The 24,585-nt window shown below is 66.8% G+C and carries 27 protein-coding genes; 8 read left to right on the top strand and 19 right to left on the bottom strand.

What is annotated here, in order from left to right:
* Positions 1-32: 32 nt before the first annotated feature.
* Both HWX55_RS12500 and HWX55_RS12495 read right to left on the bottom strand, forming a co-directional pair.
* Entirely contained in the window at positions 33-1,433 is a 1,401-nt protein-coding gene (locus tag HWX55_RS12500) for an LLM class flavin-dependent oxidoreductase (protein WP_175975850.1), read from the bottom strand.
* On the bottom strand, positions 1,430-2,701 hold the full coding sequence (locus HWX55_RS12495) for an acyl-CoA dehydrogenase family protein (RefSeq protein ID WP_175975849.1): 1,272 nt from the start codon (positions 2,699-2,701) through the stop codon (positions 1,430-1,432). The genes HWX55_RS12500 and HWX55_RS12495 overlap by 4 nt, the downstream gene beginning before the upstream one ends.
* Before the next feature lie 302 nt (positions 2,702-3,003).
* On the opposite strand from HWX55_RS12495, the gene HWX55_RS12490 reads away from it, so the two are divergent.
* Positions 3,004-4,242, top strand: a complete 1,239-nt coding sequence (locus tag HWX55_RS12490; RefSeq protein ID WP_175975848.1) for an SfnB family sulfur acquisition oxidoreductase — start codon at positions 3,004-3,006, stop codon at positions 4,240-4,242.
* Between the two features lie 51 nt (positions 4,243-4,293).
* Here HWX55_RS12490 and HWX55_RS12485 read toward each other — a convergent pair whose 3' ends face one another.
* The 6 genes from HWX55_RS12485 to HWX55_RS12460 form a co-directional block, all read right to left on the bottom strand.
* The gene (locus HWX55_RS12485) at positions 4,294-5,121 is read right to left on the bottom strand and encodes an ABC transporter permease (RefSeq protein ID WP_175975847.1); all 828 of its coding nucleotides are present in this window, start codon (positions 5,119-5,121) and stop codon (positions 4,294-4,296) included.
* Positions 5,114-6,304: an ABC transporter substrate-binding protein gene (locus tag HWX55_RS12480; RefSeq protein WP_175975846.1), complete on the bottom strand. Its 1,191-nt coding sequence runs from the start codon at positions 6,302-6,304 to the stop codon at positions 5,114-5,116. The genes HWX55_RS12485 and HWX55_RS12480 overlap by 8 nt, the downstream gene beginning before the upstream one ends.
* 16 nt (positions 6,305-6,320) lie before the next feature.
* Positions 6,321-7,115, bottom strand: coding sequence for an ABC transporter ATP-binding protein (locus HWX55_RS12475; protein WP_175975845.1), 795 nt, complete (start codon positions 7,113-7,115; stop codon positions 6,321-6,323).
* Positions 7,112-8,227 carry an acyl-CoA dehydrogenase family protein gene (locus HWX55_RS12470; protein ID WP_175975844.1) on the bottom strand — a complete coding sequence of 372 codons (1,116 nt, stop codon included), beginning with the start codon at positions 8,225-8,227 and terminating at the stop codon, positions 7,112-7,114. Before HWX55_RS12470 ends, HWX55_RS12475 begins: the two co-directional genes overlap by 4 nt.
* A complete protein-coding gene (locus tag HWX55_RS12465; RefSeq protein WP_175975843.1) occupies positions 8,200-8,766 on the bottom strand; it encodes a carboxymuconolactone decarboxylase family protein in 567 nt (188 codons plus the stop codon). The genes HWX55_RS12470 and HWX55_RS12465 overlap by 28 nt, the downstream gene beginning before the upstream one ends.
* A gap of 130 nt (positions 8,767-8,896) precedes the next feature.
* Positions 8,897-9,856, bottom strand: coding sequence for an AraC family transcriptional regulator (locus tag HWX55_RS12460; protein ID WP_175975842.1), 960 nt, complete (start codon positions 9,854-9,856; stop codon positions 8,897-8,899).
* A gap of 239 nt (positions 9,857-10,095) precedes the next feature.
* On the opposite strand from HWX55_RS12460, the gene HWX55_RS12455 reads away from it, so the two are divergent.
* The 4 genes from HWX55_RS12455 (at position 10,096) to HWX55_RS12440 (ending at position 12,115) form a co-directional block, all read left to right on the top strand.
* Positions 10,096-10,524 carry a hypothetical protein gene (locus HWX55_RS12455; protein ID WP_175975841.1) on the top strand — a complete coding sequence of 143 codons (429 nt, stop codon included), beginning with the start codon at positions 10,096-10,098 and terminating at the stop codon, positions 10,522-10,524.
* A 148-nt stretch (positions 10,525-10,672) separates the two neighbouring features.
* Complete coding sequence (locus HWX55_RS12450) at positions 10,673-11,146, top strand: universal stress protein (protein WP_175975840.1); 474 nt, start codon at positions 10,673-10,675, stop codon at positions 11,144-11,146.
* An 80-nt stretch (positions 11,147-11,226) separates the two neighbouring features.
* Positions 11,227-11,502, top strand: a complete 276-nt coding sequence (locus tag HWX55_RS12445) for a DUF1488 domain-containing protein (protein WP_124555421.1) — start codon at positions 11,227-11,229, stop codon at positions 11,500-11,502.
* Between the two features lie 178 nt (positions 11,503-11,680).
* Positions 11,681-12,115 carry an Hsp20/alpha crystallin family protein gene (locus HWX55_RS12440; protein WP_124555420.1) on the top strand — a complete coding sequence of 145 codons (435 nt, stop codon included), beginning with the start codon at positions 11,681-11,683 and terminating at the stop codon, positions 12,113-12,115.
* Positions 12,116-12,219: 104 nt separating this feature from the next.
* Here the strand turns inward: HWX55_RS12440 and HWX55_RS12435 are convergent, their stop codons facing one another.
* The gene (locus HWX55_RS12435) at positions 12,220-12,885 is read right to left on the bottom strand and encodes a nitroreductase family protein (RefSeq protein ID WP_175975839.1); all 666 of its coding nucleotides are present in this window, start codon (positions 12,883-12,885) and stop codon (positions 12,220-12,222) included.
* 230 nt (positions 12,886-13,115) lie between these two features.
* Here HWX55_RS12435 and HWX55_RS12430 point away from each other — a divergent pair, with 230 nt between their 5' ends.
* Positions 13,116-13,766: a BON domain-containing protein gene (locus tag HWX55_RS12430; RefSeq protein WP_175975904.1), complete on the top strand. Its 651-nt coding sequence runs from the start codon at positions 13,116-13,118 to the stop codon at positions 13,764-13,766.
* A gap of 73 nt (positions 13,767-13,839) precedes the next feature.
* Here HWX55_RS12430 and HWX55_RS12425 read toward each other — a convergent pair whose 3' ends face one another.
* From HWX55_RS12425 to HWX55_RS12415, 3 genes are all read right to left on the bottom strand, one after another.
* Positions 13,840-15,606, bottom strand: coding sequence for a SulP family inorganic anion transporter (locus HWX55_RS12425; protein WP_175975838.1), 1,767 nt, complete (start codon positions 15,604-15,606; stop codon positions 13,840-13,842).
* Between the two features lie 107 nt (positions 15,607-15,713).
* Entirely contained in the window at positions 15,714-15,938 is a 225-nt protein-coding gene (locus HWX55_RS12420) for a hypothetical protein (RefSeq protein WP_175975837.1), read from the bottom strand.
* Between the two features lie 593 nt (positions 15,939-16,531).
* Positions 16,532-17,014, bottom strand: coding sequence for a DUF1348 family protein (locus HWX55_RS12415; protein WP_175975836.1), 483 nt, complete (start codon positions 17,012-17,014; stop codon positions 16,532-16,534).
* Between the two features lie 257 nt (positions 17,015-17,271).
* On the opposite strand from HWX55_RS12415, the gene cynR reads away from it, so the two are divergent.
* A complete protein-coding gene (cynR, locus tag HWX55_RS12410) occupies positions 17,272-18,159 on the top strand; it encodes a transcriptional regulator CynR (RefSeq protein ID WP_175975835.1) in 888 nt (295 codons plus the stop codon).
* 226 nt (positions 18,160-18,385) lie between these two features.
* Here the strand turns inward: cynR and HWX55_RS12405 are convergent, their stop codons facing one another.
* The 7 genes from HWX55_RS12405 to HWX55_RS12375 form a co-directional block, all read right to left on the bottom strand.
* Positions 18,386-18,643, bottom strand: coding sequence for a DUF4148 domain-containing protein (locus HWX55_RS12405; RefSeq protein ID WP_175975834.1), 258 nt, complete (start codon positions 18,641-18,643; stop codon positions 18,386-18,388).
* 134 nt (positions 18,644-18,777) lie between these two features.
* Entirely contained in the window at positions 18,778-19,257 is a 480-nt protein-coding gene (locus tag HWX55_RS12400) for a DUF1348 family protein (RefSeq protein ID WP_175975903.1), read from the bottom strand.
* 145 nt (positions 19,258-19,402) lie between these two features.
* Positions 19,403-19,873, bottom strand: a complete 471-nt coding sequence (gene cynS / locus HWX55_RS12395; RefSeq protein WP_175975833.1) for a cyanase — start codon at positions 19,871-19,873, stop codon at positions 19,403-19,405.
* Between the two features lie 61 nt (positions 19,874-19,934).
* A complete protein-coding gene (locus tag HWX55_RS12390; RefSeq protein ID WP_175975832.1) occupies positions 19,935-20,594 on the bottom strand; it encodes a carbonic anhydrase in 660 nt (219 codons plus the stop codon).
* A gap of 415 nt (positions 20,595-21,009) precedes the next feature.
* Positions 21,010-21,981: a TIGR00730 family Rossman fold protein gene (locus tag HWX55_RS12385; RefSeq protein ID WP_175975831.1), complete on the bottom strand. Its 972-nt coding sequence runs from the start codon at positions 21,979-21,981 to the stop codon at positions 21,010-21,012.
* Between the two features lie 22 nt (positions 21,982-22,003).
* Entirely contained in the window at positions 22,004-22,345 is a 342-nt protein-coding gene (locus HWX55_RS12380; protein WP_175975830.1) for a c-type cytochrome, read from the bottom strand.
* Positions 22,346-22,406: 61 nt separating this feature from the next.
* Entirely contained in the window at positions 22,407-23,408 is a 1,002-nt protein-coding gene (locus HWX55_RS12375) for a nitroreductase family protein (protein ID WP_175975829.1), read from the bottom strand.
* Positions 23,409-23,579: 171 nt separating this feature from the next.
* Between HWX55_RS12375 and HWX55_RS12370 the strand changes: the two genes are divergently transcribed.
* Complete coding sequence (locus tag HWX55_RS12370) at positions 23,580-24,569, top strand: zinc-dependent alcohol dehydrogenase family protein (protein ID WP_175975902.1); 990 nt, start codon at positions 23,580-23,582, stop codon at positions 24,567-24,569.
* Positions 24,570-24,585 lie beyond the last annotated feature (16 nt).

Below are 24,585 nucleotides of genomic sequence, written 5' to 3'. Positions count from 1 at the left end.
ATGCGGACAGACCGGCTTCGACATATTGCACGTCAAGCGCTGACCGCTTCCCGCTCGGCCGCGCGCTTGACCTGTTCGATATCGCGAAACTGCGCGGCCGGATGTTCGTTCGGCAAACGCGCCGAGCCGCCGAACAGTTTTTCGCGCAGCGTGCCCGGCGCATACGCGGTCGGATACGCGCCGCGGCGCTGCAGCTCGGGGACGAGATACCGCACGACGTCCTCGAAGGTTTCATGCGCGACCGCATACGCGAGATTGAAGCCGTCCACGTCGGTCGCGGCGACCCATTCCTGCAGGATGTCCGCGACCGTCGCCGCCGACCCGACGAACACCGGGCCCATCCCGCCGATGCCGCCCCACGCCGCCAGCGCCTCGATCGTCCACGCGGTGTCGCCGCCCGACAGGTGTTCGACCGCGGACACGATCGCGTTCGTTTCGACGCGCCTGACGGGATCGGTCGGCGCGTACTGGCCGAAGTCGATGCCGGTCCAGCCCGACATGAACACCAGCGAGCCGTCGTACGACACGTAGCGGCGATACTCGTCGAACTTGGCCTGCGCCTTCTTGTCGGTCTCGTCGACGATCACCGTGACGAGGTTGTAGATCAGCACCTTCGCCGGATCGCGCCCGGCGGCCGCGGCCTGTGCACGCACGTCGGCCACGTAGCGCGCGAGCTGGTCGCGGGTCGGCGCGGCGACGAACACGCATTCGGCGTGCTGCGCGGCGAACGCCTTGCCGGGGCCCGACGCGCCCGCCTGGAACAGCACCGGCGTGCGCTGCGGCGACGGCTCGCACAGGTGATAGCCGGGCACGTCGAAGAAGCGGCCCTTGTGGCCGATCTCGTGCACTTTCTCCGGATGCGTGAACACGCGGCCGTCGCGATCGCGCACCACCGCGCCATCCTCCCAGCTGCCTTCGAACAGCTTGTACAGCACCTCGACGTATTCGGCCGCGACTGCATAGCGGTCGTCGTGCGTGCGCAGCCCGTGATCGCCGACATTCTTCGCGCCGCTCTCCAGGTACGACGTGACGATGTTCCACGCGAGTCGGCCCTTCGTGTGATGGTCGGCGGTCGACAGCCGGCGCGCGAACGTGTACGGGTGCTCGAACGTCGTCGACGCGGTGATGCCGATGCCGAGATGCTCGGTCGCCATCGCGATCGGCGCGGCCAGTTGCAACGGATCGTTGACCGGGATCTGCGCGGCCTGGTGCAGCGCGTGATAGTTGCTACCCTTGTACACGTCGTAGTAGCCGATCACGTCCGCGATGAAGATCGCATCGAAGATCCCGCGCTCCAGCACGCGCGCGAGGTCGGTCCAGTAGTCGAGATCCTTGTATTGCCACGAGCGGTCGCGCGGATGCGCCCACAGGCCGGGAGATTGATGGCCCACGCAGTTCATCTCGAATGCGTTGAAGCGGATGGTCTTGCTCATTGCGCGGCCCTCGTTTCCGCACCGGCGTCGGTATTGGCGCCCGCACCGCTGCCCACGCGCCAGACGAACGGCGGCGTGCGGCCGTTGATGATCCAGTCGCCGACGATGCGCGCCTTGTACACGAGCGGGTTGTGCGACGACACCGTGCGCGCGTTGCGCCAGTGGCGATCGAGCGCGGTCGTGCTGCGGGTCGCGGATGCGCCGAGCGCGTCGAACAGGCGCGTCGCCGCGCGCAGCACGAGTTCGGACACGACGAGCTGGCTCTGCGCGGATTCGATTTCGGCCGCGACGTTCGCAGCCTGCTCGGCCGCTTCGTCGCCGCCGAAGCGCGCCTCGTACGCGTGCTGAAGCGGCTGCGCGGCGCGCAGCGCGAGCGCGTCGGCCGCGTACGCCCATGACGCGATCTCGCCGATCACCTGCTGCAGCTGCGCGTCGTCGCCGGCACGCTGCGCGTTGCCGTGGCTGTACACGCGCGTGCGGTTGCGCACGAGCTCGCCCGCATCGCGCACGATCGCGTGGCCGATACCGGCCAGCGTCGCGACGTGGAACAACTGGTAGAACGCGGTCTGGTATTTGAAGCGGCGCGCGAAATCGATCACGTTGTCCGCGTCGACCGTCGCATTCTCGAAACGCGTCGTGCCGCTGCCGGTGGTGGTCTGGCCGAAGCCGTCCCAGTCGTCGTCGCGGATCACGCCGGGCTGCGCGGTTGAGACGGCGACGATCACGTCGCTGCCGTCGTGCGCGCGCTGCGCGAACACGTCGATCCAGTCGGCGAACAGGCTGCCGGTGCTGTAGAACTTCCGGCCGTTCAGCACGAGCCGGCCGTTCTGCTCCGACACCTTGGTGACGGTCTGGCCGAGCGGCACGTCGCCGGCTTCCGACCACGCATTGCCGACGAGCTGGCCGCTCGCGAAGCGGTCGAACCAGGTCGTGCGCTGCGGGCTGTCCGGCGCGTTCAGCCAGTCCTCGACGAACGCGAAATGCCCGCGTAACGCTTGCGGCAAATTCGAATCGGCGGCGGCGAGCTCGGTCAGCAGCCGGAACAACTGCGGCAGCGATGCGCCTGCGCCGCCGGCGCTCGCCGGCAGCCGGATCGCGCCAAAGCCTGCCGACTTCAGCCAGCCGATCGCCTCGTGGGGTAGTTCGCGGTTGCGTTCGCGCTCGGCGGTGCCGGCGGCAATGCGCTCGAAGATCGGCCGGAACCGGCTCGCGAGCGCGTCGTAATCGGTACCGGTGGAAAGGTCGGGAGCTGCGTGCGACGAAGTCATGCGGATTTCCTCGAAGGGCGTGGCCGTGTGCGCCGGGAGCCCAGTATAGGAAGCGCGATACGAGCGTTCCAATAACGGATTGTCGAATCTTTATCGTCGCTGCGTATTACCGAGGCCCGCGCGGGGACGTATCGACGTTCTCGCGTCCATTGCGACGTCGAAGCGCAGATTCACCTGTATCGCCTGTATCCATTGCGACGTCGTTTGTTCTCCAAAGGAATATCGTTTCGAGAATCGCTCGGTTTTCCGGCCCGCGCGGCGCTGCTAGATTGAATGCTTTCGCCATTCGACAGGAGAACCCGATGTCAGACACGAGCGCGACGATTCAGGATCGGCCGGCCGATGCACAACCACAGCTGGCCCGTGTGATTGCGGATGATGCGGAAGCGATCGCGGTCGCGCATGCGCTGGCGCAACGTCTCGCGCAAGGGGCCGCCGAACGCGATCGCGAACGCCGGCTGCCGCGCGAGGAAATCGAATGGTTCTCGCAGTCGGGGCTGTGGGCGATCACGGTGCCGAAGGCATACGGCGGCGCAGGCGTGTCGCACGTGACGCTCACCGAGGTGATCAAGATCGTCGCCGCGGCCGATGCGTCGCTCGGGCAGCTTCCGCAGAATCATTTCGGGCTGGTCGACGTGATCGCGCTGGTCGGCACCGACGCGCAGAAGCGTCATTTCTTCGCCGAAGTGCTGAGCGGCAAGCGGTTCGGCAACGGATTCTCGGAAAAGGGCACGAAGCACGTGCTCGACTTGAAGACGCGCGTGCGCCGCGACGGCGACGACTATGTGATCGACGGCACGAAGTTCTATTCGACCGGCGCGCTGTTCGCGCACTACGTGCCGGTGCTCGGGCTCGACGACGCGCAACAGGCCTGGCTCGCGTACGTGCCGCAACCGACGCGGGGGCTGACCGTGATCGACGACTGGTCGGGATTCGGGCAGCGCACGACCGCGAGCGGCACGGTCGTGCTCGACGCGGTGCGCATCCCCGTGTCGCACGTGCTGCCCGCGCAGCGCGTGTCGGACGTGCCGACGCTCAACGGCCCGCTGTCGCAGATCATCCAGGCGGCGATCGACGCGGGCATCGCGAAGGCGGCGATCGACGATACGCTCGCGTTCGTGCGGACCCGCACGCGGCCGTGGGTCGACAGCGGCGTCGAGCGGGCGGTGGACGATCCGTTGACGATTCGCGAAATCGGCCGGCTGCATATCCAGCTGCATGCGGCCGACGCATTGCTCGAACGCGCGGCGCGCACGCTCGACGAGATCGCGGCCAAGGGCGACGTGACCGAAGACGATGTCGCGCGGGCATCCGTCGCGGTTGGCGAGGCGAAGGTGCTGACGACCGAGGTCGCGTTGCTCGCCGGCGAGAAGCTGTTCGAACTGGCCGGCACGCAATCGACGCTTGCCGAGCACAACCTCGACCGGCATTGGCGCAATGCGCGCACGCATACGCTGCACGATCCGGTGCGCTGGAAATATCACCTGGTCGGCAACTACTACCTGAACGGCGCGCGCCCGGCGCGGCATGCGTGGAATTGAGCCACCAGCGGCACACGGTATGTCCGACCGCTACGTATCGCGTCAGCGGCGTTAGCGGTCGGACGCCAGCAGCGCGCGGGTCAACCCCCGCGCGATACCGTCGAGCGTGAAACCCAGCGCGCCGATGACGACGATCACCGCCGTCAGTTCGGCATACGCGAGCCGGTCGCGCGTATCGAGGATCAGGTAGCCGAGCCCCGCGTTGACGCCGAGCATCTCGGCCGGCACCAGCACGATCCACAGGATCCCGATCGCGAGCCGGATGCCATTGAGCAGCGGCCCCGCGATCGCGGGCAGCACGATATGCACCAGCAGTTCGCGGCGGGTGGCCGCGAGGCTCGCGCCGAGCTGCAACCAGCGCCGGTCGATCTGCGTGACGCCGGCGGCCGTGCTCATCAGCACCGGCCACAATGCGGCGAACCCGAGCAGGAAGTAGATCGCGCGATCGCCGATGCCGAACGACATGACCGCGAGCGGCATCCACGACAACGGCGACACCATGCGCAGGAACTGGAACGTCGGCGACAGCATCCGCTCGACCCATTGCACGCGGCCGATCAACAGCCCGAGCGGGACGCCGGCCAGCAGCGCCGCACCGAGCCCGACGCCGATGCGTCGCAGGCTGACGAGCGCGTGTTCGACGAGATGATCGTCCGAACAGAGCGACCGCAGGCTGGCGAACGCGCTGTCCGGCGCGAACTGTCGGCCAAGCGAGCCGGGCTCGGTCAACGCGTGGATCGCGGCCCACCAGACGGCGACCGTCGTGACGAGCCCGGCCACACCGAGCCATCCCGCGGCAACGCGAGCCGGGAAGCGGTACCCGCGCGCCCGGCGCGTGTCGGATGCCGACGAACGGCGGGTGGCGAGCGCATCAGACAACGATGATCTCCTCGCGCTGGAACGCGCCCGACTGACCGAACGCGGTGAGCCCGCCGACCGCGTCGATGCTCTTGCGCACGAACCGGTCGTCGACGAGATCGTGGGCCGCGAACGCCGGGTCGAGCGACGCGAGGAACGCGCTGTCGCCATCGACCACCGTGCGCTTCAATCGCTGAACCAGCGCCTCGGTATAGCTCGGGAACGGATACGGCTGGAAGTCGATCCGCTTCGCGTGCCAGTCGGCATGACGGATCGCGCCGCTCGCCCGATAGGCGTCGGCCAGCGACGCCGACGGCACCAGCACGCGGTCGAGCGACGCGAGCGTATGCGGCGAATAGCGATGCGTGCCGTCCTTCGACAGCAACTGCGCGGTGTCCTGCGGATGGGCGCGCGCCCACAGCTGCGCCTTTACGATCGCGTTGACGACCTTTTGCGACCACGCCGGGCGCTGCGTCAGGTCGTTCTCGTGCATGAACACGACGCAGCACGCATGGTTTTTCCACACATCGCCGGTGAAGCGCAGGATCTTGCCGATCTTCATCAATTCCGCGGTCGCGTTGAACGGCTCCGCGACGATGTACCCGGCGATCTGGCGCGCGGCGAGCGCGGGCAGCATGTCCGACGGCGCCATCACGACCAGGTTGACCTCGTTCGCCGCGGGCGTGCCGCGCCGCTTGAGCACGGGTACGAGCCCCTGCTGGCGCAGCATGTCCTGCAGCACGACGTTGTGAATCGAGTACCAGAACGGAATCGCGACGGTCTTGCCGCCGAGATCGCGCAGCGAATCGATGTCGGGCGCGACCGTGAGCCCGGAGCCGTTCACGTGGTTCCACGCGACCACCTTCGCCGGCGCGCGGCTGCCGTAGCGCGCCCACAGCGTCATCGGCGACAGCAGGTGCACGACGTTGACCTGGCCGGACAGGAACGCTTCGACGAGCTGCGCCCAGCTGCGCAGCAGCTTCGGTTGCTCGACCGTCAGCCCTTCGGACGCGAAATAGCCGTTGTTGTGGGCGACCAGCAACGGGGCTGCATCGGTGATCGGCAGATAGCCGATGCGAACCGGCGCATCGGGTTCGGCCGCGGCGTGCGCATTCGCCATCGACAGCAACGGGGCGGCGCCCGTCGCGGTGAACAGGGCCGCAAGCTTCAGCCATTCGCGGCGCGACATCGGAATCTGGCACATGGATAGGCGGGTCAGGTCAGTTCAGGGATTGGAGTTCGGACGCGTGCGGGCGCTTCATGCCCGCCTGCAACGCCTTCAGGATGTCGATGCGCATCGTGCCGAGTTCGCTGACGAACGCATCGCGCGGGTGCGGGAAATCGACGTGCCACGCGTCGATGAAGCGGCCCTGCATGCCGAGCAGCACGATGCGATCGGCCACGAGCAGCGCCTCGTCGATATCGTGGGTCACGAGCATCGTCGCGCAGCGTGTCGCCGATACGATGTTCACCAGCAGCTGCTGCATCGCGGCGCGCGTCACTTCGTCGAGCGCCGAGAACGGCTCGTCGAGCAGCAGCGCGTGCGGCTGACGCGCGAGGGCGCGCGCCAGCGCCGCACGCTGCGCCATCCCGCCGGAAAGCTGGGCCGGACGCAGCGACGCGGCGGCTTCGAGCCCGACCGCGTGCAGCGCCGAGCGGACGCGTTCGCGTTGCTGATCGCGCGTGAGACGCTCCTGATGTTCGAAGGCGAGCCCGAATGCGACGTTCCTTTCGGTCGACAGCCACGGCAGCAGGCACGGGTCCTGAAACGCGATCGCGATCCTCGGGTGCGGGCCCTGCAACGTCGTACCGTCGATCGACACGGTGCCGGATTGCGGCCGCTCCAGCCCGGCCAGTGCGCGCAACAGGCTCGACTTGCCGGTGCCGCTCGGGCCGATCAACGCGACGATTTCGCCGCGCTCGACCGACAGCGAGACATCGGCAAGGACGGTATTGCGCCGCTCGCCGTCGTAGCCGAGCGTCAGATGGCGCGCATCCAGCAGCGGGGGCGTCATGCGGCGATGCTCCGCGTCCGCGCGGCGAGTTGCGCCTTCAACTGCACGACGCTCGGCGTGACGATCGGAATGAACGCCGCTTCGCGCCAGCGTCGCTCGAAGCCGAGCCCCGCATCGCGCAGATAGCCGCGGCCGCCGCTCGCTTCGAGTTCGAGGTTCACGGCGGTGGCCACGTATGTCGCGAGCGCGATGCGCAGTTCGAACAGGCGGTTCGGATGCAGGCGCAGGCTGCCGTCGGCGATGCCGGACGACAGTTGCGCGCAGGCGGCGGCCAGCCCGCCCGCGCAGGCTTCGACTTCGGGGCCGAGAATGCCGCGCGTCGTTTCCGCCGCGCGCCGCGCTTCGGCCAGCGCGCGCCGTGCGAGCCCGATCGACAGCCCGCACTGCAAGCCGAGGAACGCCGGTCGCACGGCGGGCAGGAAGGTTTGCGCGTCCGGATGGATCAGCCACGCGGCGTCGGTCGGTACGCCGTCGAGATGCAGCGCGGCGGTGTTGCTGCCGCGCAGCGCGATCAGGTCGAGATCCGTGCTGCGGGTCAGGCCCGGCGCATCATCGGGGATCGCGACGATCGCGGACGGCCGGCCATCGCCGAACGCGACCGCGGCCGCCACGACGAACCGTTCCGTGCGCAGGTTCGTCACCCACGCCATCCGGCCGGTCAACCGCCAGTCGTCGGCGCTTTCCGCGTGCGGCGTCGCGTCGATCTGAAGCGACTCGATGCCGGACAGGTATTTCATCGCGTTCGACAGGCCGCTGGCGCCGGCGCAACGGCCATCGAGCAGCGCCGGGAGCCAGCGTTCGCGCAGCGCGGTATTCGGGCTTTGCAGCAGATATTCGATGAAACTGCGCTGGCCCCACAGCACGAAGGCGGCGGTCAGCGAATGCTCGGCGACCGCGGCGATGCCGGCAATGGCGTCCGTGGTGGTGCCGCCCGCGCCGCCGAGGCTTGCGGGCACACCGGCCCGGAACAGGCCGGCGGTCGCGAGACGCGGCACGACGTCCGCCTTCAGCGCGGCGCTCGTGTCGAGTTGCGTGGCGTTCGCGTCGAGCCAGTCGACCAGCGACGCGTCGAGGGCGGGCGCCTTCAGGCGGCCTGTGTCCGGGGTTCCCATCGGTATGCCGCCAGTTCGGGGTTGAGTTCGTTGCGCGACAGATTGTTCGCGAAGTTGCACAGCGTCGCGAGGCTCACGCCCAGCACCACTTCGAGCGCGTTCGCTTCGGTGAAGCCGGCGGCCAGGAACGCGTCGAGCGCGTCGTCGGTCACGCCGCCGCGCGTCGCGATCACGGCGCGCGTGAACGCGGCGACGGCTTCCAGCCGCGGCTCGGCGACCGGTTCGCCGTCGCGCAGTGCGTCGACGTCGGCGCGATCGACATGGGCTTTTTTCAGCGCGGCGGCGGTGTGTCCGGCCACGCAGAACGCACAGCCGTGGACGGCGGCCGCGGTGATCTGCACGGCTTCGCGCTCGGCGAACGTGAGGCCCGCACGGCTGTTGATCTCCGCGACGGTCAGGTAGGTTTCGAGTGCGACCGGCGCGTTCGCGAGCGAGCGGACGAGGTTCGGCAGGAAACCGTTCGCGCGCTGCGATTTTTCCAGAAACGGCTGGCTGGCCGCGGGGGCGGTTTCGACGGTGGGCAAAGGCAGGCGGCTCACAGGATTCTCCGGAGGGGCAGTGAGATCATTGTCGAGGCGCCGCTGCCGCCGGACAATGCGCGAGCATCCGCGATTCCTGTGCGTTCGTCCCGCGCCGCGCGCTCCCACATTGCGACGGCGCGGTAGCCGGCTAGTGCAGGCGCGTCGCCGATTGCGACGCGTCGCCGCAGTCGCGGCGCCATGCGCCGGGTTGCATGCCCATCGTGCGCTTGAACGCATGCGCGAACGCCGACTCCGACTGATAGCCGACGCGTTCTCCCGCCCGCGAAATCGGCAGGCCTTGTTGCAGCAGGTCCGCCGCGAGCCGCATCCTCACCATCGTGACGAACTGCATCGGCGGATGGCCGGATGCTTCGCTGAAGTGCTTGCAGAACGCGGTGCGCGACATGTTCGCGAACGCGGCCATCGAGTCGGTGGTCCACGCGTCGGCGGGTGCGTCGATGATCGCGGCAACCAGCGTGCCGAAACCGGTCCGCTGCATCAGCGACGCGAGCCCGCTGGCGACGGTATCGTGCCGCGCGGCGTCCCGCACCGCATAGAACAGCAGCAGTTCGACCAGCTTGTCGATCAACGGGGACGGCGCGTCGACGCCATGACGCCCTTCGGCGCGAATCAGGTCGAACAGCCCATGGATGCCGCGATAGGCGTCGTCGCCGCGCCGCACGATCAGGTATTCGGGAAAGAGCGACACGATCGCGCGCGACACGGTGGAGTGGAATTCGATGAAGCCGCACGCGAGGCCGACGCTGCCGTCGACCGACGGGTCGAGTTGCTGCATCGACCCGCGTCGCTCGAGCGGGTGGCCGCCCGCGACCGCGCAGGCGTGCGGGTTGACCGGGCTCGGCGACAACCCGTGCGGCACGTCGCGCAGCAGAAAGACGGCTTCACCTTCGGCGACCGGGATGCTGTCGCGGCTGTCGGCGAAGTGAAGCCACGCCGATCCATGCAGGATGACGTGGAAGCTCGCTTTCGCGCGGCCGGCGGTGGACGCCTGCCAGTTGCCGCAATACTGGCCGACGTGGAAAAGCTGGCTTTTCGGCTCCAGGCTCGACAGCAGCCAATGGACGATCTTGTCTGTTTGCGCGGACATTCCGATGCTGGAGGATGGGTGACGCGCCCATGCTACGGGCTGCGCCGCGCCGCTCAAACCAACGAATCGTCGAAAGCATTTTCTCGTGGCGACGAAGGGCAGTCCGCGATCGGCAACCCAAGGCGGCGATTGACGCAGGTCAATCGCATTCGCGCTGCCGGCAATACAGTGGACTCCGGCGCTCGCACGGCGCGGCGCCCGATGGCACGCGCAAGCCGCCGCGTGATGAGGCATGGAAAATGAAACATCTGACGTGGGTTGTCGGCGCCGCGCTCGCGCTGGGCGCTTGCGCCGGTACGGGGCAGGGGTCGGCGTTTCGATCGACCGAAACGCAATTGCAGGCCGCACGGGAGGCCGCGGCGCTGCAATGTTCGACGCCGTCCGACTGCGACCGTGCGTGGCAGCTCGCACGGCGCTACGTCGACGCGCGTTCGTCGACCCGTATCACGCGATTCAGTGAGGACCGGATCGAAACCGCGCAACCGCATTTCGCCGGAGAAGTCTATCTGTGGGCATCGCGCACGGCATCGGGCGACGGCGGCGCGGTGATCCGGCTCAAGGCGATGTGCAAGGGGATGTACGGCACCGACGGCGGGCCCGGCTGGCAATACGATGCATGCGCGTCGAAGATCCTCGAAATCGAGCGCGGCTTCCCGGCGTACGAGTAGCCGTCGCGCGCAACGGGCACGCCCGCCCCCCGCATCGACTCATACCGCTTCAAACCGTTGACTTCGGTCAACGCCGGTTTGCGGCAAGCGCTGATGATGAAACCACGCCGACCGCCACCGGCGCGTCGAGTCATCCAGCGAGGTAGGTATGTACACGAACATCATGGTCGCCGTGGACGGCAGTCCTTCGTCGAGTCAGGCGCTTGAAGAGGGCCTGAAGGTTGCCCGGTCATGCGGCGCGCGCGTGTTCGCCGTTTTCGTCGTCGATCAATCGCTTCTGATCACGTACGCCGGACGCATGAACCCGGATGCGTTGCTCGACGAGGTCCGGCGCGATGGCGCGGCGGTGCTGCGAAGCGCGGAACGGGCCATCTCGCATGCGGCCGTCAACGGCGATACCGAAATCGTCGAGACCGAACCCGGCCAGGATATCGCCGAACGGCTGCAACGCTATGTCGTCGACCGGTCGATCGATCTCGCCGTGGTCGGCACGCACGGGCGGCGCGGCGTCCGTCGGTTGTTCCTCGGCAGTGTGGCCGAACGTTTTCTGCGCGGATCGCGTTGCCCGGTCCTGCTCGTACGCGGCGACGATGCCGCGCCTGCTACCGTCGCGGCGGCCTAGGGGGCCGCGCCCGATACCGGGGCGGGCTGCCCCGGTCGAGTCGGGCGACGGTCGGCACGCCACCTGCCCAGGGGATCGTCATGCAGATATCTTTTCCTTCCGAACCGCCGACGTATTGCGGCCAGGACCCGGCGCTGGCCTTTCCGGCCGTGGTCGAAGGCCGCCGCGTGCGCTGCGCGATCACCGCGGAAGCGCTGGAAGATCACTTCCGGGCGGTATCGTCGCGCGAGCAGGATCTCGTCGACGCATTCGCGCGCCATCGCCCAGCGATCGAACGCGCGGCGCGTTGCCTGCTCGAGGAAATGGACGGCAGGCCGATCCTGCTTCATAGCGGATTTTTCCGGTTCTGTACGTGATGCCGTCGGTCATTGACGCGTATCAAGCGCGTGACGGTGCGAGCGGATACGCTGATTGCAGAGGGATCCTTCGTCCGTTGCGCGGCACGCGATGCCGCGCCAGTCCGATCCGCATCACGGCACCGCGCTGGCTGGACGAAAGCGCCGCTGCATGTCAACCGTACGAGGAGTGCGAACCATGACCCACCTCACGCGTTACGATCCGTTTTCGATCGAACCCGTCTCCGACCTGTTTCAGGGGCTGTTCAGGCCGCTGCGCGGCGTGGCGACGACGGACGAACCCGATCTTGCGTCGATGAAGATCGACGTGACGGAAAGCGACAACGCCTACAAGGTCAATGCGGAGTTGCCGGGCGTCGCTAAGGAGGATATCGATGTCCAGGTGACGGGCCGAACCGTCACGATCAACGCGAAGATCGAGCGCAACAACGAGCAGAAGGATGGCGAGCGCGTGATCCGGCGCGAGCGCTACAGCGGCGCGATCGGCCGGTCGTTCTCGCTGGCTGGCGAGATCGACGACGCGAACGCGACGGCGACGTATCAGGACGGCGTGCTGTCGCTGACGCTGCCGAAGAAGGCGCCGGTCGGGCAGAAGAAGCTGACGATCAGCTGATCGGGAGGCAGGCGCCGGGTGATGCGGGGCACGCGTCGCTCGAAGGGAGGACGACGGCGCACGGAGCCATCCGCGCGCCGTTTCTTTCAACCGGCCACGTGCGCTCACGCCGCCGATACCGTCCCGCCGGCGCGGTATCCGACGGTCTGCGCGAGGATCGGCAGTTCGTCCTCGTTCAGCCGCAACGCGTCGGCGAGCACGCGATGATTGATCCAGCCACGCACGACTGTGCCGAGGCCGGCTGCCGCACAGTAGAGCGAAACGTTCTGCGCGATGGCGCCCGCCGCGATGGCCGAGAACACGTCGCGCTGCTGCGGCGGCATGTCGAGGATCGCGGCGGTCCGCACCACGTAGACGAGATCGAGTGGCGCGCGGCCCACGAAGTCCTGGTACCCCGTCAGGTTGCGTGCATCGGTCGCGTGTTTCAGCACGAGCCGATGCGCGGGCGCGTCGTAGCGGTAAACGCCGTGCGGCAGTGCGACGTAGAGGTCGATTTCATTGAACGCGTGCGCGGACGGCGCCGTACGACCGCCGCTTGCCGGCCGGTTGATGCCGTCCGCGGCCCACAGCAATTCGCCGAGCGTCGCAGGCGGCAGAGGCGTGGCGGTGAATTCCCGTGAACTCATTCTCGTTGCGAGTGCCGTCATCAACGGCGTGCCGCCGTCGAGGGTCGGGCGCGGTAGATCGATGATGGCCGGCGACTCCCCTTGCGGCGGCGCCGGCAGTGCCGGTGGCGCCGGCGAATAGGCCAACAGTTGCTGTTCCGTCATGTGAATCTCCTTCGAGCATCGCTGCGCGGGCCTGGAACGTCGCGCATCGGCGATCTCACGATAAGACGCCCCGGCCGGATCGGCTTGACCTTCATCAAGCGACGGAGGCACGAGCCGCGAAGCGCGGCGCAACGCATCCGTTGACCTGCATCAGCAACGGGCGGCTGCGTGTGTGCAAATCTGGCCGTGTACGGCGGACAAGCGCGCCGCGGCTCCCGGGAGTACAGATGATGAAAACCGACAAGCAGTTGAAGCAGGACGTTCAGGACGAACTGGAATCCGACCCGGCAATCGATGCGACACGAATCGGTGTCGAGGTCTCCGACCGGATCGTGACGCTTTCGGGTCACCCGCCGAGCTATGCGGAGAAACTCGCGATCGAGCGCGCGGCGAACCGCGTGGCCGGCGTCAAGGCGCTCGTCGTCGACATGACCGTGCATCTGCCGAACGACGACGTTCGCACCGACGAGGACATCGCGAATGCGGTGCGTTCGGTGCTGAACTGGACGGTCGGGCTGCATGACGACGCGGTCAAGGTGCAGGTCGAACACGGCTGGATCACGCTGTCCGGCAAGGTCGAATGGGCATACCAGAGCCATCTGGCCGTGCGGGCGATCTCGCAGATGCGCAGCGTGACCGGCGTGACCGACCACGTCGTCGTGCAGGGGGCGGTCGGCTCGGCCGACATCGGCGGCAGCATCAAGCGGGCGATCATGCGCCATGCGGAGCGCGAGGCGAAACACATCGCGGTCGAGGTGCGCGACGGCACCGTCCGGTTGTCCGGCAAGGTCGGCTCGTTCTCCGAGCGCAAGGCCGTGCGCGGCGCGGCGTGGTCGGCGCGTGGCGTGCGCGCCGTCGTCGACGACCTGGTCGTCGAGTAAGGCTGGCGGACTGAAGCCGGCCGCTCCTCCCGGCCGGATGCGATACGCGTGGCGGCCGCCCGTCCTCAAGCGTCTAGCGGCCCTTCCTTTTCCGCGCGGGCGGCGATGACGCCGGGCGCATGCGGTGTTCGCCCGCGCCCGCGTGCTCGCCTTTCCGCTGGACGTGATGCGCCACGGCATCGGTCACGGTCGGAAAGAAGCTGGCGGCGCCGAACACGTCGAATAGCCCGTAGGCGCGCAGGCGATCCTTCACCGGCCCCTTCATTTCAGCGAAGTTCAGCGCGATCCGTTGCTCGCGGAGTTCTTCGCACAGCGTGATGAGCCGGTCCGCCGCGCTGACGTCGATATCGGTGACGGGCTCCGCGGCGACGACGATACGCGTGACCGGGCATGCCGAGCGCGCGATTGCCGCGTGCAGATGCTCGCAGAAGATCTCGACGTTCGCATAGAACAGCGGTGCGTCCCAGCGGAACAGCACGAGGCCCGGGATTTGCACGGCGTCCGGATGGCGTGTGATGTCGTGATAGCCGCGCACGCCTGACAACCGACCAAGCACTGCATCGTACGGGTGCCAGGCGCGCCACACGAACGACAGCAGCGACAGCGCGCTGGCGAGCAGGATGCCGGGAACGACACCCACGCCGATCACGCCGGCAAAGCACAGGACCGAAATCAGGCATTCGCCGCGGCGCATCCGGTACAGCCGGACGACGCTGCGGACGTCGGCGATGCCGAACGCCGCGTAAATCACGACCGCTGCCAGCGCCGCGCGCGGGACACGCGTCAGCAGCGTCGGCGCGGCAATGAGCAGTATCGCGATGCATGCGGCCGCGACGAGATGGGTGACCTGGCTTTGCGCGCCGGCGGCGATCGCCACCGGTGTGCGGGACGCGCTGCTGCTGACCGCGCAGCCCTGTGTCACGCCAGCCAGCAGATTCGCCGCGCCCAATGCGATCAGTTCCTGGTTACGGTCCGGCGTGTCGCCCGCGCGCACGGAAAGCGCACGCGACAGCATGCTGATGTCGGCGAACGACACCAGCGCCACGGCGATCGCACCGGACGCGAGCGCGGTCAGGTCGGCGAGCGAGACGATCGGAAGGTGCGGGGCAGGCGTGCCGGCCGGCAATGCGCCGACCGTGGCGATGCCGTGCAACGGCAACACGCGTGCGGCCAGGGTCGCCGCGAGCACGGCGATCAATACGCCGGGCCAGCGAGGTATCACGCGCTTCATCAGGAAAATGATCGTCAGCACGCCGACACCGAGCAGGCAGGCAGTGGATGAAAACCGGCGGTCGACGAGGGCATGCACGATGTGCGGGACGCTGGCGAACACGTCGCCGCCCGATGCGGTCATGCCGAACAGCTCGGGCAGGCGGCCGATGGCGAGCGTGATCGCGATGCCGTTCAGATACCCGTACTGGATCGGGCGCGACAGCAGGTCGGTGACGAAGCCGAGGCCGAGCGTCCCGAGCAGGATACAGATCGTACCGGCCAACAGCGCCAGTGCGCCGGAGAGCGCGATGGCCCGCTGCGGATCATGGTCCGCGAGCGGCGCGATCGCGCCGGCGATCAGCGCGGCCAACGCCGAATCGGGGCCAAGGACGAGGATGCGGCTCGGGCCGAGTACCGCATAGGCGAGCAATGCCGCGATCGACGCATACAGCCCGGTGACGGCCGGCAGGCCGGCGGCCTGCGCATAGCTCATGCCGACCGGAACCAGCACGGCGGAAAGCGCGAGGCCCGCATAGAGATCGCGCGACAACCATGCACGCCGGTAGTTCGCGAGCAGCGCCACACCGGGGAGCATGCGTGCGATGCGTCCGGAGCGGGGCAGGTTCATCGCCACTTCATCCGCTGGATATCCGGTCGAAAGGGGCGGACCGATCCGGCAGGTGCAGGTTCATCGGCATGGGGGCAGCACACGGCCCGGATACGACTGCGCCGGCTTCATGCCGCCTTGAGCACCGAAATCTGCAGCGCGTGCGCGAAACGGGCCAGCGTGGCGATCGATCCCGTCACGCTTTCGTACCGTTCCCGGCCGATCTGGCCGTCGAGGATCACGAGCATGCCGGCGTCGCGGGCGAGGGCGACCAATGCCAGCGTGTCGAGCGCAGCTGCATCGGGCTGACCGGACGGATTGCCCGAATCGGCAAGCTGGGTAGCGTGTGACATGGCGTCTCTCCTGATGGCTCGCGATCGGTGTGCCGGGAGCCGTGATCCGTGATTTCAGTATCGTCGGCGCGCATGCGCGATTCAATCGGCGTGTCCCGAAGTTGTAGTAGGAATCGAGCGGAGGCCGTCGGCGGATTCCTACACCACGCACGGCTTCGGCGAAGCGAAGCGCAGCGCTTTGCGCCATCGACCATGATTGACGATTGTTCACCCGTGCCCGTCACCGGCAGGCAGTCGCGCGCAAGACGCGGGCCACCCATCGCCCGGCGTTTCGCCGCCGAGCGAATGAACGGTCGAAGGTGCGTGCGACCGCACGACGGAGGTCGATGGCAAGCAGAAAAAGCTGACACGATCAGCGCTCGAACGAACATCATCAGGAGAATCGACGAACCGGAACAATTTTGCTCGGTGCGAGCGTGCTCACGGGGCGGTTCAGCGTATCGCAAGAGGCACGACGAAAAGCCACGAACAATCCAGCGACATTCAAGTTGCTACATCGCGACGTCGCGCCGGCGCACGCCCAACCATCCGCGATTCTTTGCTACCGGATGGTCGGGCGCTAGCCGCTCATCACGGCTGCCACGATCCGCGCTTCAGAGTCCCAGCTCGCTCAGTCCCGGGTGATCGTCCGGGCGACGGCCCAAGGGCCAGTGATACTTGCGCTCGGATTCCTTGATCGGCATGTCGTTGATGCACGCATAGCGGTGTTGCATCAGACCATCCTCGCCGAACTCCCAGTTCTCGTTGCCGTAGGAGCGGAACCAGTTGCCGGAGTCGTCGTGCCATTCGTAGGCGTAGCGCACGGCAATACGATTGCCGCCGAATGCCCACAGTTCCTTGATCAGGCGATACTCGTGCTCCTTCTTCCATTTACGCTCGAGAAACGCCTGCGCTTCCGCGCGATTGTTCGCGAACTCCGCGCGGTTCCGCCATTTCGTGTCGAGCGAATAAGCGAGCGCGACCTTGGCGGCATCGCGCGAATTCCGGCCGTCTTCGGCGAGACGGACCTTTTCCTTGGCCGATTCCAGCGTGAACGGCGGAAGCGGCGGGCGAATTTCCTGCTGTTGAGTCGACATGACAGCTCTCCTTTTTCAGATCGGCGATTGCACTTCGTGCGTCGCGGATTGCCCGACCCGCGACGCGATGAATTCAGAACGGCTTGGTCGGCAGCTATTTCATCGAAACCCGGGCGGCCCTTCGACGATCTTTTTCATGATCGACCTCCTTGCGTGCGTTGATTCGATGCATGAAGGATGGACGCGAATTTCCATAGCGTCCAAGACTGGTTTGCGATAGAGTCGATAAGAAAAACCAATAGTCAAGGGGAATTCCCGTGCTGCTACGTCATATCCGTTACTTTCTTGCAGTGGCGGAACAGAAGAATTTCACGCGCGCCGCCGAGGCGCTGCATGTATCGCAGCCGACCTTGTCGCAGCAGATTCGGCAGCTCGAGGACACCTTGGGAACGCAGCTGTTCGACCGTTCAGGCCGAACCGTTCAACTGACCGACGCGGGAGAAGCGTGGATGCGTTACGCCAAGCTCGCGCTACAGGACCTCGACGCAGGGGTAAGGGCGATAAACGACGTGGCGGAGCTGAGCCGGGGCCACCTGCGTTTCGCAGTCACGCCGACCTATACGGCGTCCCTGGTCGGGCCGATCGTCGATGGCTTCCACCAGCTGCATCCTGGTATCAAGATCGATATTCGCGAACTCACACAGGATCAGATGGAGGCGCAGCTTGCGGACGACAAGCTCGATATCGGCGTCGCATTCCATCCGGCCTTGTCGGCCGACATAGAAAGCCAACCCCTTTTCGAGGAAACGCTGAGCCTCGTGGTGGGCCGCAGCCATCCGCGTGCGTCGCGCCGCAGGGCACTTGCTGGGCGTGACTTCGGCAAGGAGCCGTTGGTCTTGCTGAACGACACGTTCGCGACGCGCCGGTTCATCGATGAGCATTTTGCGCGTCACGCTATTCGACCGCTTGTTGCAATCGAAGTGGATACGATCGGTGCAATCGTGGAGATCGTGCGTCGCGGGCAGCTGGCGACGGTTCTTCCTGATCACATCGCACGCGTGCAAGAGGGCCTGCATCCCGTGCCGCTCGATCCCGCTCTTCCCACGCGCACGGCTGCCGTTCTAGAGCGCAAGGGAGCGTATCGCACCGCGGCAAGCGGGGCATTCTTGAAACTGCTGACCGAGCGGTTTGGAAAGTCGACGTGATCTCCACCGACATCGACGCCGAAAAAGACTTCGACGGCGTCACGTTGTCGAGAGTCTTGCGTCGAAGATCATGCAGAGTGAGCGGATTAGCCTGCACGATCGAATTCGACACGATCGTTGCCGCATTGGCTGGTGCACCCGACGATTCGCCGGACACGAACACGGGGCGAGTCAGCCTTCGTCAGGCGGCGTGCGATTCGCTTCGACGCAGCCGCTTGGTCGGGCGTCACGAGCCGTGGAAAACCGTATCGTTCAGGCGTTGCAGCGTACCGTCCTGCGCGGCCTGGATCAGCTCGTTGATCACGTCGCGGCGGGTCAGTGCGCGCTGGGCTTCCGGCGCCGCATTCCGCTGAATCAACGGCGCAGCGGAGTGGTAACCCGGTGAAGCCGCTTCTGCGGAAGAGGCAGCAAACGCGGTCGTGGTGGAAGCAGCAAGCGTGAGTGCCGACAGGACGTAAGAAATGTGACGGATGCGCTTGTTCATGATGTTTCTATTTCCTTGTTCCGATAGACTATTTGCAGTACAAATTAACTTAAAAAAATGCCCATCGATCCGTCATTCTTCGTTACCGAATGGTTGGGCGTTAACCGCTCATCACGGCTGCCACGATCCGCGCTTCAGAGTCCCAGCTCGCTCAGTCCCGGGTGATCGTCCGGGCGACGGCCCAAGGGCCAGTGATACTTGCGCTCGGATTCCTTGATCGGCATGTCGTTGATGCACGCATAGCGGTGTTGCATCAGACCATCCTCGCCGAACTCCCAGTTCTCGTTGCCGTAGGAGCGGAACCAGTTGCCGGAGTCGTCGTGCCATTCGTAGGCGTAGCGCACGGCAATGCGATTGCCGCCGAACGCCCACAGTTCCTTGATCAGGCGATACTCGTGCTCCTTCTTCCATTTGCGCTCGAGGAACGCCTGCGCTTCCGCGCGATTGTTCGCGAACTCCGCGCGATTGCGCCATTTCGTGTCGAGCGAATAGGCGAGCGCGACCTTGGCGGCATCGCGCGAATTCCAGCCGTCTTCGGCGAGACGGACTTTCTCGATGGCCGATTCCAGCGTGAACGGCGGAAGCGGCGGGCGAATTGCTACGGGTGAAGTCATGTCGGATCTCCTTGCGGGGGACAGCGCATTGTGGGTGCTCGACGTGGCGCGCGGCTCCATCATCGTGCAACCCGAGAGGGCAAGGCCGCCCGAAGCAAGCGCGGCGCCGGTGCTCAGCAAGAACTTTCGTCTTTGCGTCATGGGTTCAGAACGGCTTGGTCGGCAGGTATTTGCCGTCGAGCGTGATGACGGCACGCTCGCCGCCTTCCGGATCCGGCACCTTCTGGATATCGAGCTTGAAGTTGATCGCGCTGATGATGCCGTCGCCGAACTTCTCGTGAACCAGCGCCTTCAACGTCGTGCCGTACACCTGCACCATTTCGTAGAAGCGGTAGATGGTGGGATCGGTCGGCACGCCGCCCGGAATGCTGCCGCGCACGGGAACGGTTTGCAGCAGGCGCACGGCGTCGGCGTCGAGCCCGAGGCGTTCGGCGACCCGCTTCGCCGCGTTCTCCGGCAGCGCATGCTGACCGAGCAGCGCGGCTGTCGTGTACGCGACGCTCAAGCCCGTGCCTTCGTTGATGGCTTCGAACGTGAGGTTCTTGCGCACCTTCGCGTCGATGATCGTTTCCGTCAATGCTTCGCGTGCGTTCGATGTGACTTGCGATTGGGTCATGATGTTGCTCCTTGAGTAAATCGACGTAGTGAGATCGGCAGTCGGGGTGACGAGCCGGGAATCAGAGCGCGGCCACGCACTCGGCGGGTGTCGCGGTGACATCGGGATGCGCGGCGAGCGGCACGAACTGGCGAGTCGCGGCATCGAGTGCGTGGATCGAGCCGGATTCGATGTCGTAGACCCAACCGTGCAGATTGAGGCGGCCTTGCGCGAGCCCCAGTGCAACGGCGGGATGGGTCTTGAGGTTGTCGAGCTGCGCGATGACGTTCTCGCGCACCATCGAGTCGACGCGCTCGCGCTCGCTTGCATGTTCACGTGCCTCGTTGACGAGCTTCGCCGAGTCGGCGTAGCGCAGCCAGTTCGCGACGGCGGGCAGATGGTCGAGGCACTTGCACGTCGCGACGGCCGTCATCGCGCCGCAGTCCGAGTGGCCGCAAATCACCACATCCGTCACGCCGAGCACGGCCACTGCATATTCGACGGTAGCCGACACGCCGCCCGGCTCGGGACCGAACGAAGGCACGATGTTGCCGGCATTGCGGATCACGAACAGATCGCCCGGTTCGCGCTGCGTGACCAGTTCGGGAACCATGCGGCTATCGGAACAGGAAATGAACAGGGTGCGCGGCGTCTGGCTGGTGGCCAGCTTGCGGAACAACTCCCTGCGCGCGGGCATGACGTCCCGTTGAAACTTCAGAAAACCGTCGATGATCTCTTGCATGGTCAGCTCCATTCAGTCCGGCGTTCGTTGCCGTGTCGGTCAGTGCGATGCGTTGAATGGAGAATGGACCTGTTCCGTCATAGTGTCCAAGACGGGTTTGTGATTCTCGCCATAGGTAATACCAATTGTTATCGACGGCGAGGAGGGAACTGAGCTGCTAGGCCGTTCGGGGCGGAACGTGCAATTCAGAGGTGCCGGCGCGGCGTGGGATGCGTGATGCGAAGCGCGCATTACAAGATCGGGATGCCGGCGTGCGGGGGATATGCCGCTATCGCGTTCGAGCCCGTCCACACCGCGGAAATCGAATGCGAGCCGTCGTTTCGCGAGACGCCGAGCCTCTGCGTCGGCGGCGGCCAAGCGCGCACGACACGCCGCAAGCGGCGGTCTGCGCGGGACTTCGAAACCTGTGACAAATTTAGTTCGATCTACGCCGGGCGGGTCGTTTTGCACCATACCGTGCGTACCACGATCCGATCGCATGCCAGATGTCGGCGGCCGATTCGCAGTAGGTGAACAGTTCGAGGTCGCGGCGGTCGATCATCCCTTCGTCCGCGAGAAACGCCAGATCGACGGCGCGCCGCCAGTACGCTTCGCCGACCAGGACGACCGGCAGCGGCGCGATCTTGCGTGTCTGCAGCAGCGTCAGTACTTCGAACAGTTCGTCGAACGTGCCGTATCCGCCGGGGAAAAACACGGCGGCCTTGGCGCGCTCGAGCAGGTGAAGCTTGCGAATCGCGAAGTAGTGGAACCGGAAGCACAGATCCGGCGTGATGTACGGATTCGGCGCCTGTTCGCGCGGCAGCTCGATATTGAAGCCGATGCTCGGCGCGCCGCACTCGTAGGCGCCGCGATTGGCGGCCTCCATGATGCCGGGGCCGCCGCCCGTGACGATCGCGAGGCGCGCGGTACGCGTGCGCCGGTCGGCATGACCGACGATACGGCCGAATTCGCGTGCGACGCGGTAGTACGCGCTGTGCTCGAGGAGACGGCTGGCGACCGCGACGGCACGACGCCGGCCCGGGTCGCGCGGGCGCAGCGCGAGCAGGCGGTTCGCTTCGTCGAGCCGAGCGTTCGCGACAGCGGGGGCGACGATGCGCGTGCTGCCGTAGATCACGACGGCATGGCCGATGCGCTCGTGTTGCAAACGCGCCTCGGCTTTCCAGTAGTCGAGTTGCAGCCGGATCCCGCGCATGGTCGCGCGTTGCAGCAACGTCGTGTCCGCGTCGCCGGGCGTGCAGTTTGGACTGCTGGCGAGATGCCGTGCCGGACGAGACGGCCGTTGGATGTCGTCGAGGCTGGCGGTCGCTTCGGGCCGGACGCGTATCCGCTTGCCGTGCGCGCCGCCGCGCGCGGTGCCGGCAGGAACGCGTTTGACTATCGTGGGCATGAGCGGGAAGGCAGTCGCGCGGTCACTGACTCAGCACCCATTGGACGAGCTGATGCGCGTCGTCGGCCGACAGCGGCCCGCCGCGATCGACGGCGGACGGCATCGGTGTGTCGCCCCAATGCGTGGGGCCGCCAACGCGCAACTTGCGCTCCAGCTCGGCGGCCGCGTGCGGATCGCCGCGGTAGCGCGCGGCGATGTCGTGGAACGACGGCCCGAGGAACGTCATGTCGGGCGTGTGGCAGAACATGCAGTGTTGCGCGTTGACGAGCTCGGTCGGCTCGGGCACGGTCGTTTGCGCGGCCGCCGTGCCGGCGATGGCGGCGATCAGAAAGAAAGAGAAAGTGGAGCAGCGCGTGATGTTCATGTTTTTCCTCGTCCGGATCGGCAGGCGCGCAGCGCGCCGCCGGTTGTGCTCAGGCGATCACTCAGGAGATCACTTCGCCGAGCGGGCGACGGGGCGAATGCGGCGTATGCGGGCCGCGGCCCACTCGCAGCAGCAACTGCGGCTCGCCGCGCAGCCCGAGCGTCCGGCCCAGGTCGGCACGCAGCGCGGCCGTCTCGATCGGCTGGTTCAGGTACGACGCCGTATAGCCCGCGCGCGCGGCGACGAGCAGGATCCGCTCGAGCGCCTGGCCCGCGGCCAGCCACGCTTCGCGATCGTCGCGCACGGTCGACAGGCAGACGATCAAAGGCGACGCGCCGACGAGCTGGTGATGGAGCGCGGCCAGCCCGTTGCCGAGATCGAACGTCCGCACCGCCATCGTCACGACAGGCGCCGCGAAGTCCAGCAGCGTCGGCACGCCGGCCGCGAACGCAGGCATGCCGTCGACGCGCCGACGCGGATCGATCCAGCTCGCCAGTTCGCGCCGGAAGCGCGGATCCGCGAACTGCTGCTGATCGGCCTGCGCAACCAGTTCGGCGACCCGTGCGCGATGCGCGATCGAGTCGATGCACGCGACCTCGGCGCCTTCCGCGACGCCGGCCGCGATCAACTCGCGCTGAATTTCGTCGGGCAGCGCGGTGGATTCGAACGGCGCGCGCGTCGTGACGCGCGCCTGGATCGCATCGAACAGCCCGCCGAGAGACGGATCGGAATAGCCGTCGTCGCAGACCCGGACCAGCGCAAGGAGATCGGGGTCGACCTCCGACGGAAACGTGCTGATCGTGTGGGCGAGGCCGGCGTGATCGAGCGCGACGCGCAGATTGAGCAATGCCGCGCCGCAACTGATGATCAGTTCGCGGTCGAACGGATCGACCACGGGCAACGCGCGGACCCGGTCCGCGCAGACGGCGATCGTGGCGCCGTTGACGATGAACCGCCACGGCTGGGAATTGTGGCTGGACGGGGCCAGCACCGCGTACGCCAACAGCGACTTCAATTGATCGTCGACATGGGCGCTTGCGGCAAGCGGGGGAACGGACATCATTGATCATCTCCTGGCACGCCGCGCGGGCGGCGTCATGCCACTTCATCGTGTCAGCAACCGTCCGGCAGCCGTTGACCCACGTCAAGCGCCCGTCACCGGGCCATGCACGCGCGATGCGCCGGGATTAGTCTTGGACAGCGAAGCACGAAGACGATCGAGCGGGAGGCGAGCATGCTTGCGATGATGTTTGACGGCACGACACCGCATTTGCGCGAGGCGCGCGTGCCGGATCCGCTGCCGGCGCCGGGCCAGTTGTTGATCGACGTGCATGCATGCGGTGTCTGTCGAACCGATCTGCACGTCGTCGACGGCGAACTCGCGCACCCGAAGCTGCCGCTGGTGCCGGGGCACGAAATCGTCGGAACGGTGCGCGTGCTCGGCGACGGCGTGACGGGGTTCTCCGTCGGCGACCGGGTGGGTGTTCCGTGGCTCGGTTCGACATGCGGGCATTGCGCGTATTGCACGTCGGGCCGCGAGAACCTGTGCGACAGCCCGGGTTTCACGGGCTATACGATCGACGGCGGCTATGCCGAGCGCGCGGTGGCCGACCACCGGTATTGCGTGCACCTGCCGCGGCGCTATTCCGATCTGGAAGCCGCGCCGCTGCTGTGCGCCGGCCTGATCGGCTATCGAACTTTGCGCATGGCCGGCGATGCGCGTCGCATCGGCATCTACGGTTTCGGCGCGGCTGCTCATCTCGTCGCGCAGGTCGCGCGTTTCGAGGGGCGCAAGGTGTTCGCGCTGACGAAGCCCGGCGATACCGCGGCCCAGCGGCTCGCGCTGTCGCTCGGTGCCGCGTGGGCCGGCGGTAGCGACGAAACGCCGCCGGAAACGCTCGACGCCGCGCTCATTTTTGCGCCGGCGGGCGCGCTGGTGCCGGCCGCGCTACGCGCCGTCGGCAAAGGCGGGATCGTCGTATGCGGCGGCATCCACATGAGCGATATCCCGAGCTTTCCGTACGCGTGGCTGTGGGGCGAGCGCCGCATCGCGTCGGTCGCCAACCTGACGCGTGCGGATGCGGCCGAATTCATGCGGATCGCGGCCGCGACGCCGCTGCGGGTCGAGGCCGTACGCTACGCGCTGACCGATGCGAACCGCGCACTGGACGATCTGCGCAGGGGGCGCGTGTCCGGCGCCGCCGTGCTCGGCATGCGCGGCTGATCCCGCCCGGTATCCG

The sequence above is a fragment of the Burkholderia sp. BCC1047 genome, assembly GCF_902833155.1.
GTDB classification, from domain to species: domain Bacteria; phylum Pseudomonadota; class Gammaproteobacteria; order Burkholderiales; family Burkholderiaceae; genus Burkholderia; species Burkholderia sola.
Note: the sequence above shows the minus strand (reverse complement) of the source record. Positions and strands in the feature narration are given on the sequence as shown.

Excerpts from the sequence above, each read along its gene's own strand:
- HWX55_RS12440 (WP_124555420.1), top strand. The coding sequence starts at position 11,681 with ATGACCCACCTCACGCGTTACGATCCGTTTTCGATCGAACCCGTCTCC.
- HWX55_RS12445 (WP_124555421.1), top strand. The coding sequence starts at position 11,227 with ATGCAGATATCTTTTCCTTCCGAACCGCCGACGTATTGCGGCCAGGAC.
- HWX55_RS12460 (WP_175975842.1), bottom strand. The coding sequence starts at position 9,856 with ATGTCCGCGCAAACAGACAAGATCGTCCATTGGCTGCTGTCGAGCCTG.
- HWX55_RS12380 (WP_175975830.1), bottom strand. The coding sequence starts at position 22,345 with ATGAACATCACGCGCTGCTCCACTTTCTCTTTCTTTCTGATCGCCGCC.
- HWX55_RS12400 (WP_175975903.1), bottom strand. The coding sequence starts at position 19,257 with ATGACTTCACCCGTAGCAATTCGCCCGCCGCTTCCGCCGTTCACGCTG.
- HWX55_RS12405 (WP_175975834.1), bottom strand. The coding sequence starts at position 18,643 with ATGAACAAGCGCATCCGTCACATTTCTTACGTCCTGTCGGCACTCACG.
- cynS (WP_175975833.1), bottom strand. The coding sequence starts at position 19,873 with ATGACCCAATCGCAAGTCACATCGAACGCACGCGAAGCATTGACGGAA.
- HWX55_RS12435 (WP_175975839.1), bottom strand. The coding sequence starts at position 12,885 with ATGACGGAACAGCAACTGTTGGCCTATTCGCCGGCGCCACCGGCACTG.
- HWX55_RS12390 (WP_175975832.1), bottom strand. The coding sequence starts at position 20,594 with ATGCAAGAGATCATCGACGGTTTTCTGAAGTTTCAACGGGACGTCATG.
- HWX55_RS12495 (WP_175975849.1), bottom strand. The coding sequence starts at position 2,701 with ATGACTTCGTCGCACGCAGCTCCCGACCTTTCCACCGGTACCGATTAC.
- HWX55_RS12455 (WP_175975841.1), top strand. The coding sequence starts at position 10,096 with ATGAAACATCTGACGTGGGTTGTCGGCGCCGCGCTCGCGCTGGGCGCT.
- HWX55_RS12475 (WP_175975845.1), bottom strand. The coding sequence starts at position 7,115 with ATGACGCCCCCGCTGCTGGATGCGCGCCATCTGACGCTCGGCTACGAC.
- HWX55_RS12425 (WP_175975838.1), bottom strand. The coding sequence starts at position 15,606 with ATGAACCTGCCCCGCTCCGGACGCATCGCACGCATGCTCCCCGGTGTG.
- HWX55_RS12375 (WP_175975829.1), bottom strand. The coding sequence starts at position 23,408 with ATGATGTCCGTTCCCCCGCTTGCCGCAAGCGCCCATGTCGACGATCAA.
- HWX55_RS12430 (WP_175975904.1), top strand. The coding sequence starts at position 13,116 with ATGAAAACCGACAAGCAGTTGAAGCAGGACGTTCAGGACGAACTGGAA.
- HWX55_RS12500 (WP_175975850.1), bottom strand. The coding sequence starts at position 1,433 with ATGAGCAAGACCATCCGCTTCAACGCATTCGAGATGAACTGCGTGGGC.
- HWX55_RS12420 (WP_175975837.1), bottom strand. The coding sequence starts at position 15,938 with ATGTCACACGCTACCCAGCTTGCCGATTCGGGCAATCCGTCCGGTCAG.
- HWX55_RS12385 (WP_175975831.1), bottom strand. The coding sequence starts at position 21,981 with ATGCCCACGATAGTCAAACGCGTTCCTGCCGGCACCGCGCGCGGCGGC.
- HWX55_RS12470 (WP_175975844.1), bottom strand. The coding sequence starts at position 8,227 with ATGGGAACCCCGGACACAGGCCGCCTGAAGGCGCCCGCCCTCGACGCG.
- HWX55_RS12490 (WP_175975848.1), top strand. The coding sequence starts at position 3,004 with ATGTCAGACACGAGCGCGACGATTCAGGATCGGCCGGCCGATGCACAA.
- HWX55_RS12450 (WP_175975840.1), top strand. The coding sequence starts at position 10,673 with ATGTACACGAACATCATGGTCGCCGTGGACGGCAGTCCTTCGTCGAGT.
- HWX55_RS12415 (WP_175975836.1), bottom strand. The coding sequence starts at position 17,014 with ATGTCGACTCAACAGCAGGAAATTCGCCCGCCGCTTCCGCCGTTCACG.
- HWX55_RS12480 (WP_175975846.1), bottom strand. The coding sequence starts at position 6,304 with ATGTGCCAGATTCCGATGTCGCGCCGCGAATGGCTGAAGCTTGCGGCC.
- HWX55_RS12370 (WP_175975902.1), top strand. The coding sequence starts at position 23,580 with ATGCTTGCGATGATGTTTGACGGCACGACACCGCATTTGCGCGAGGCG.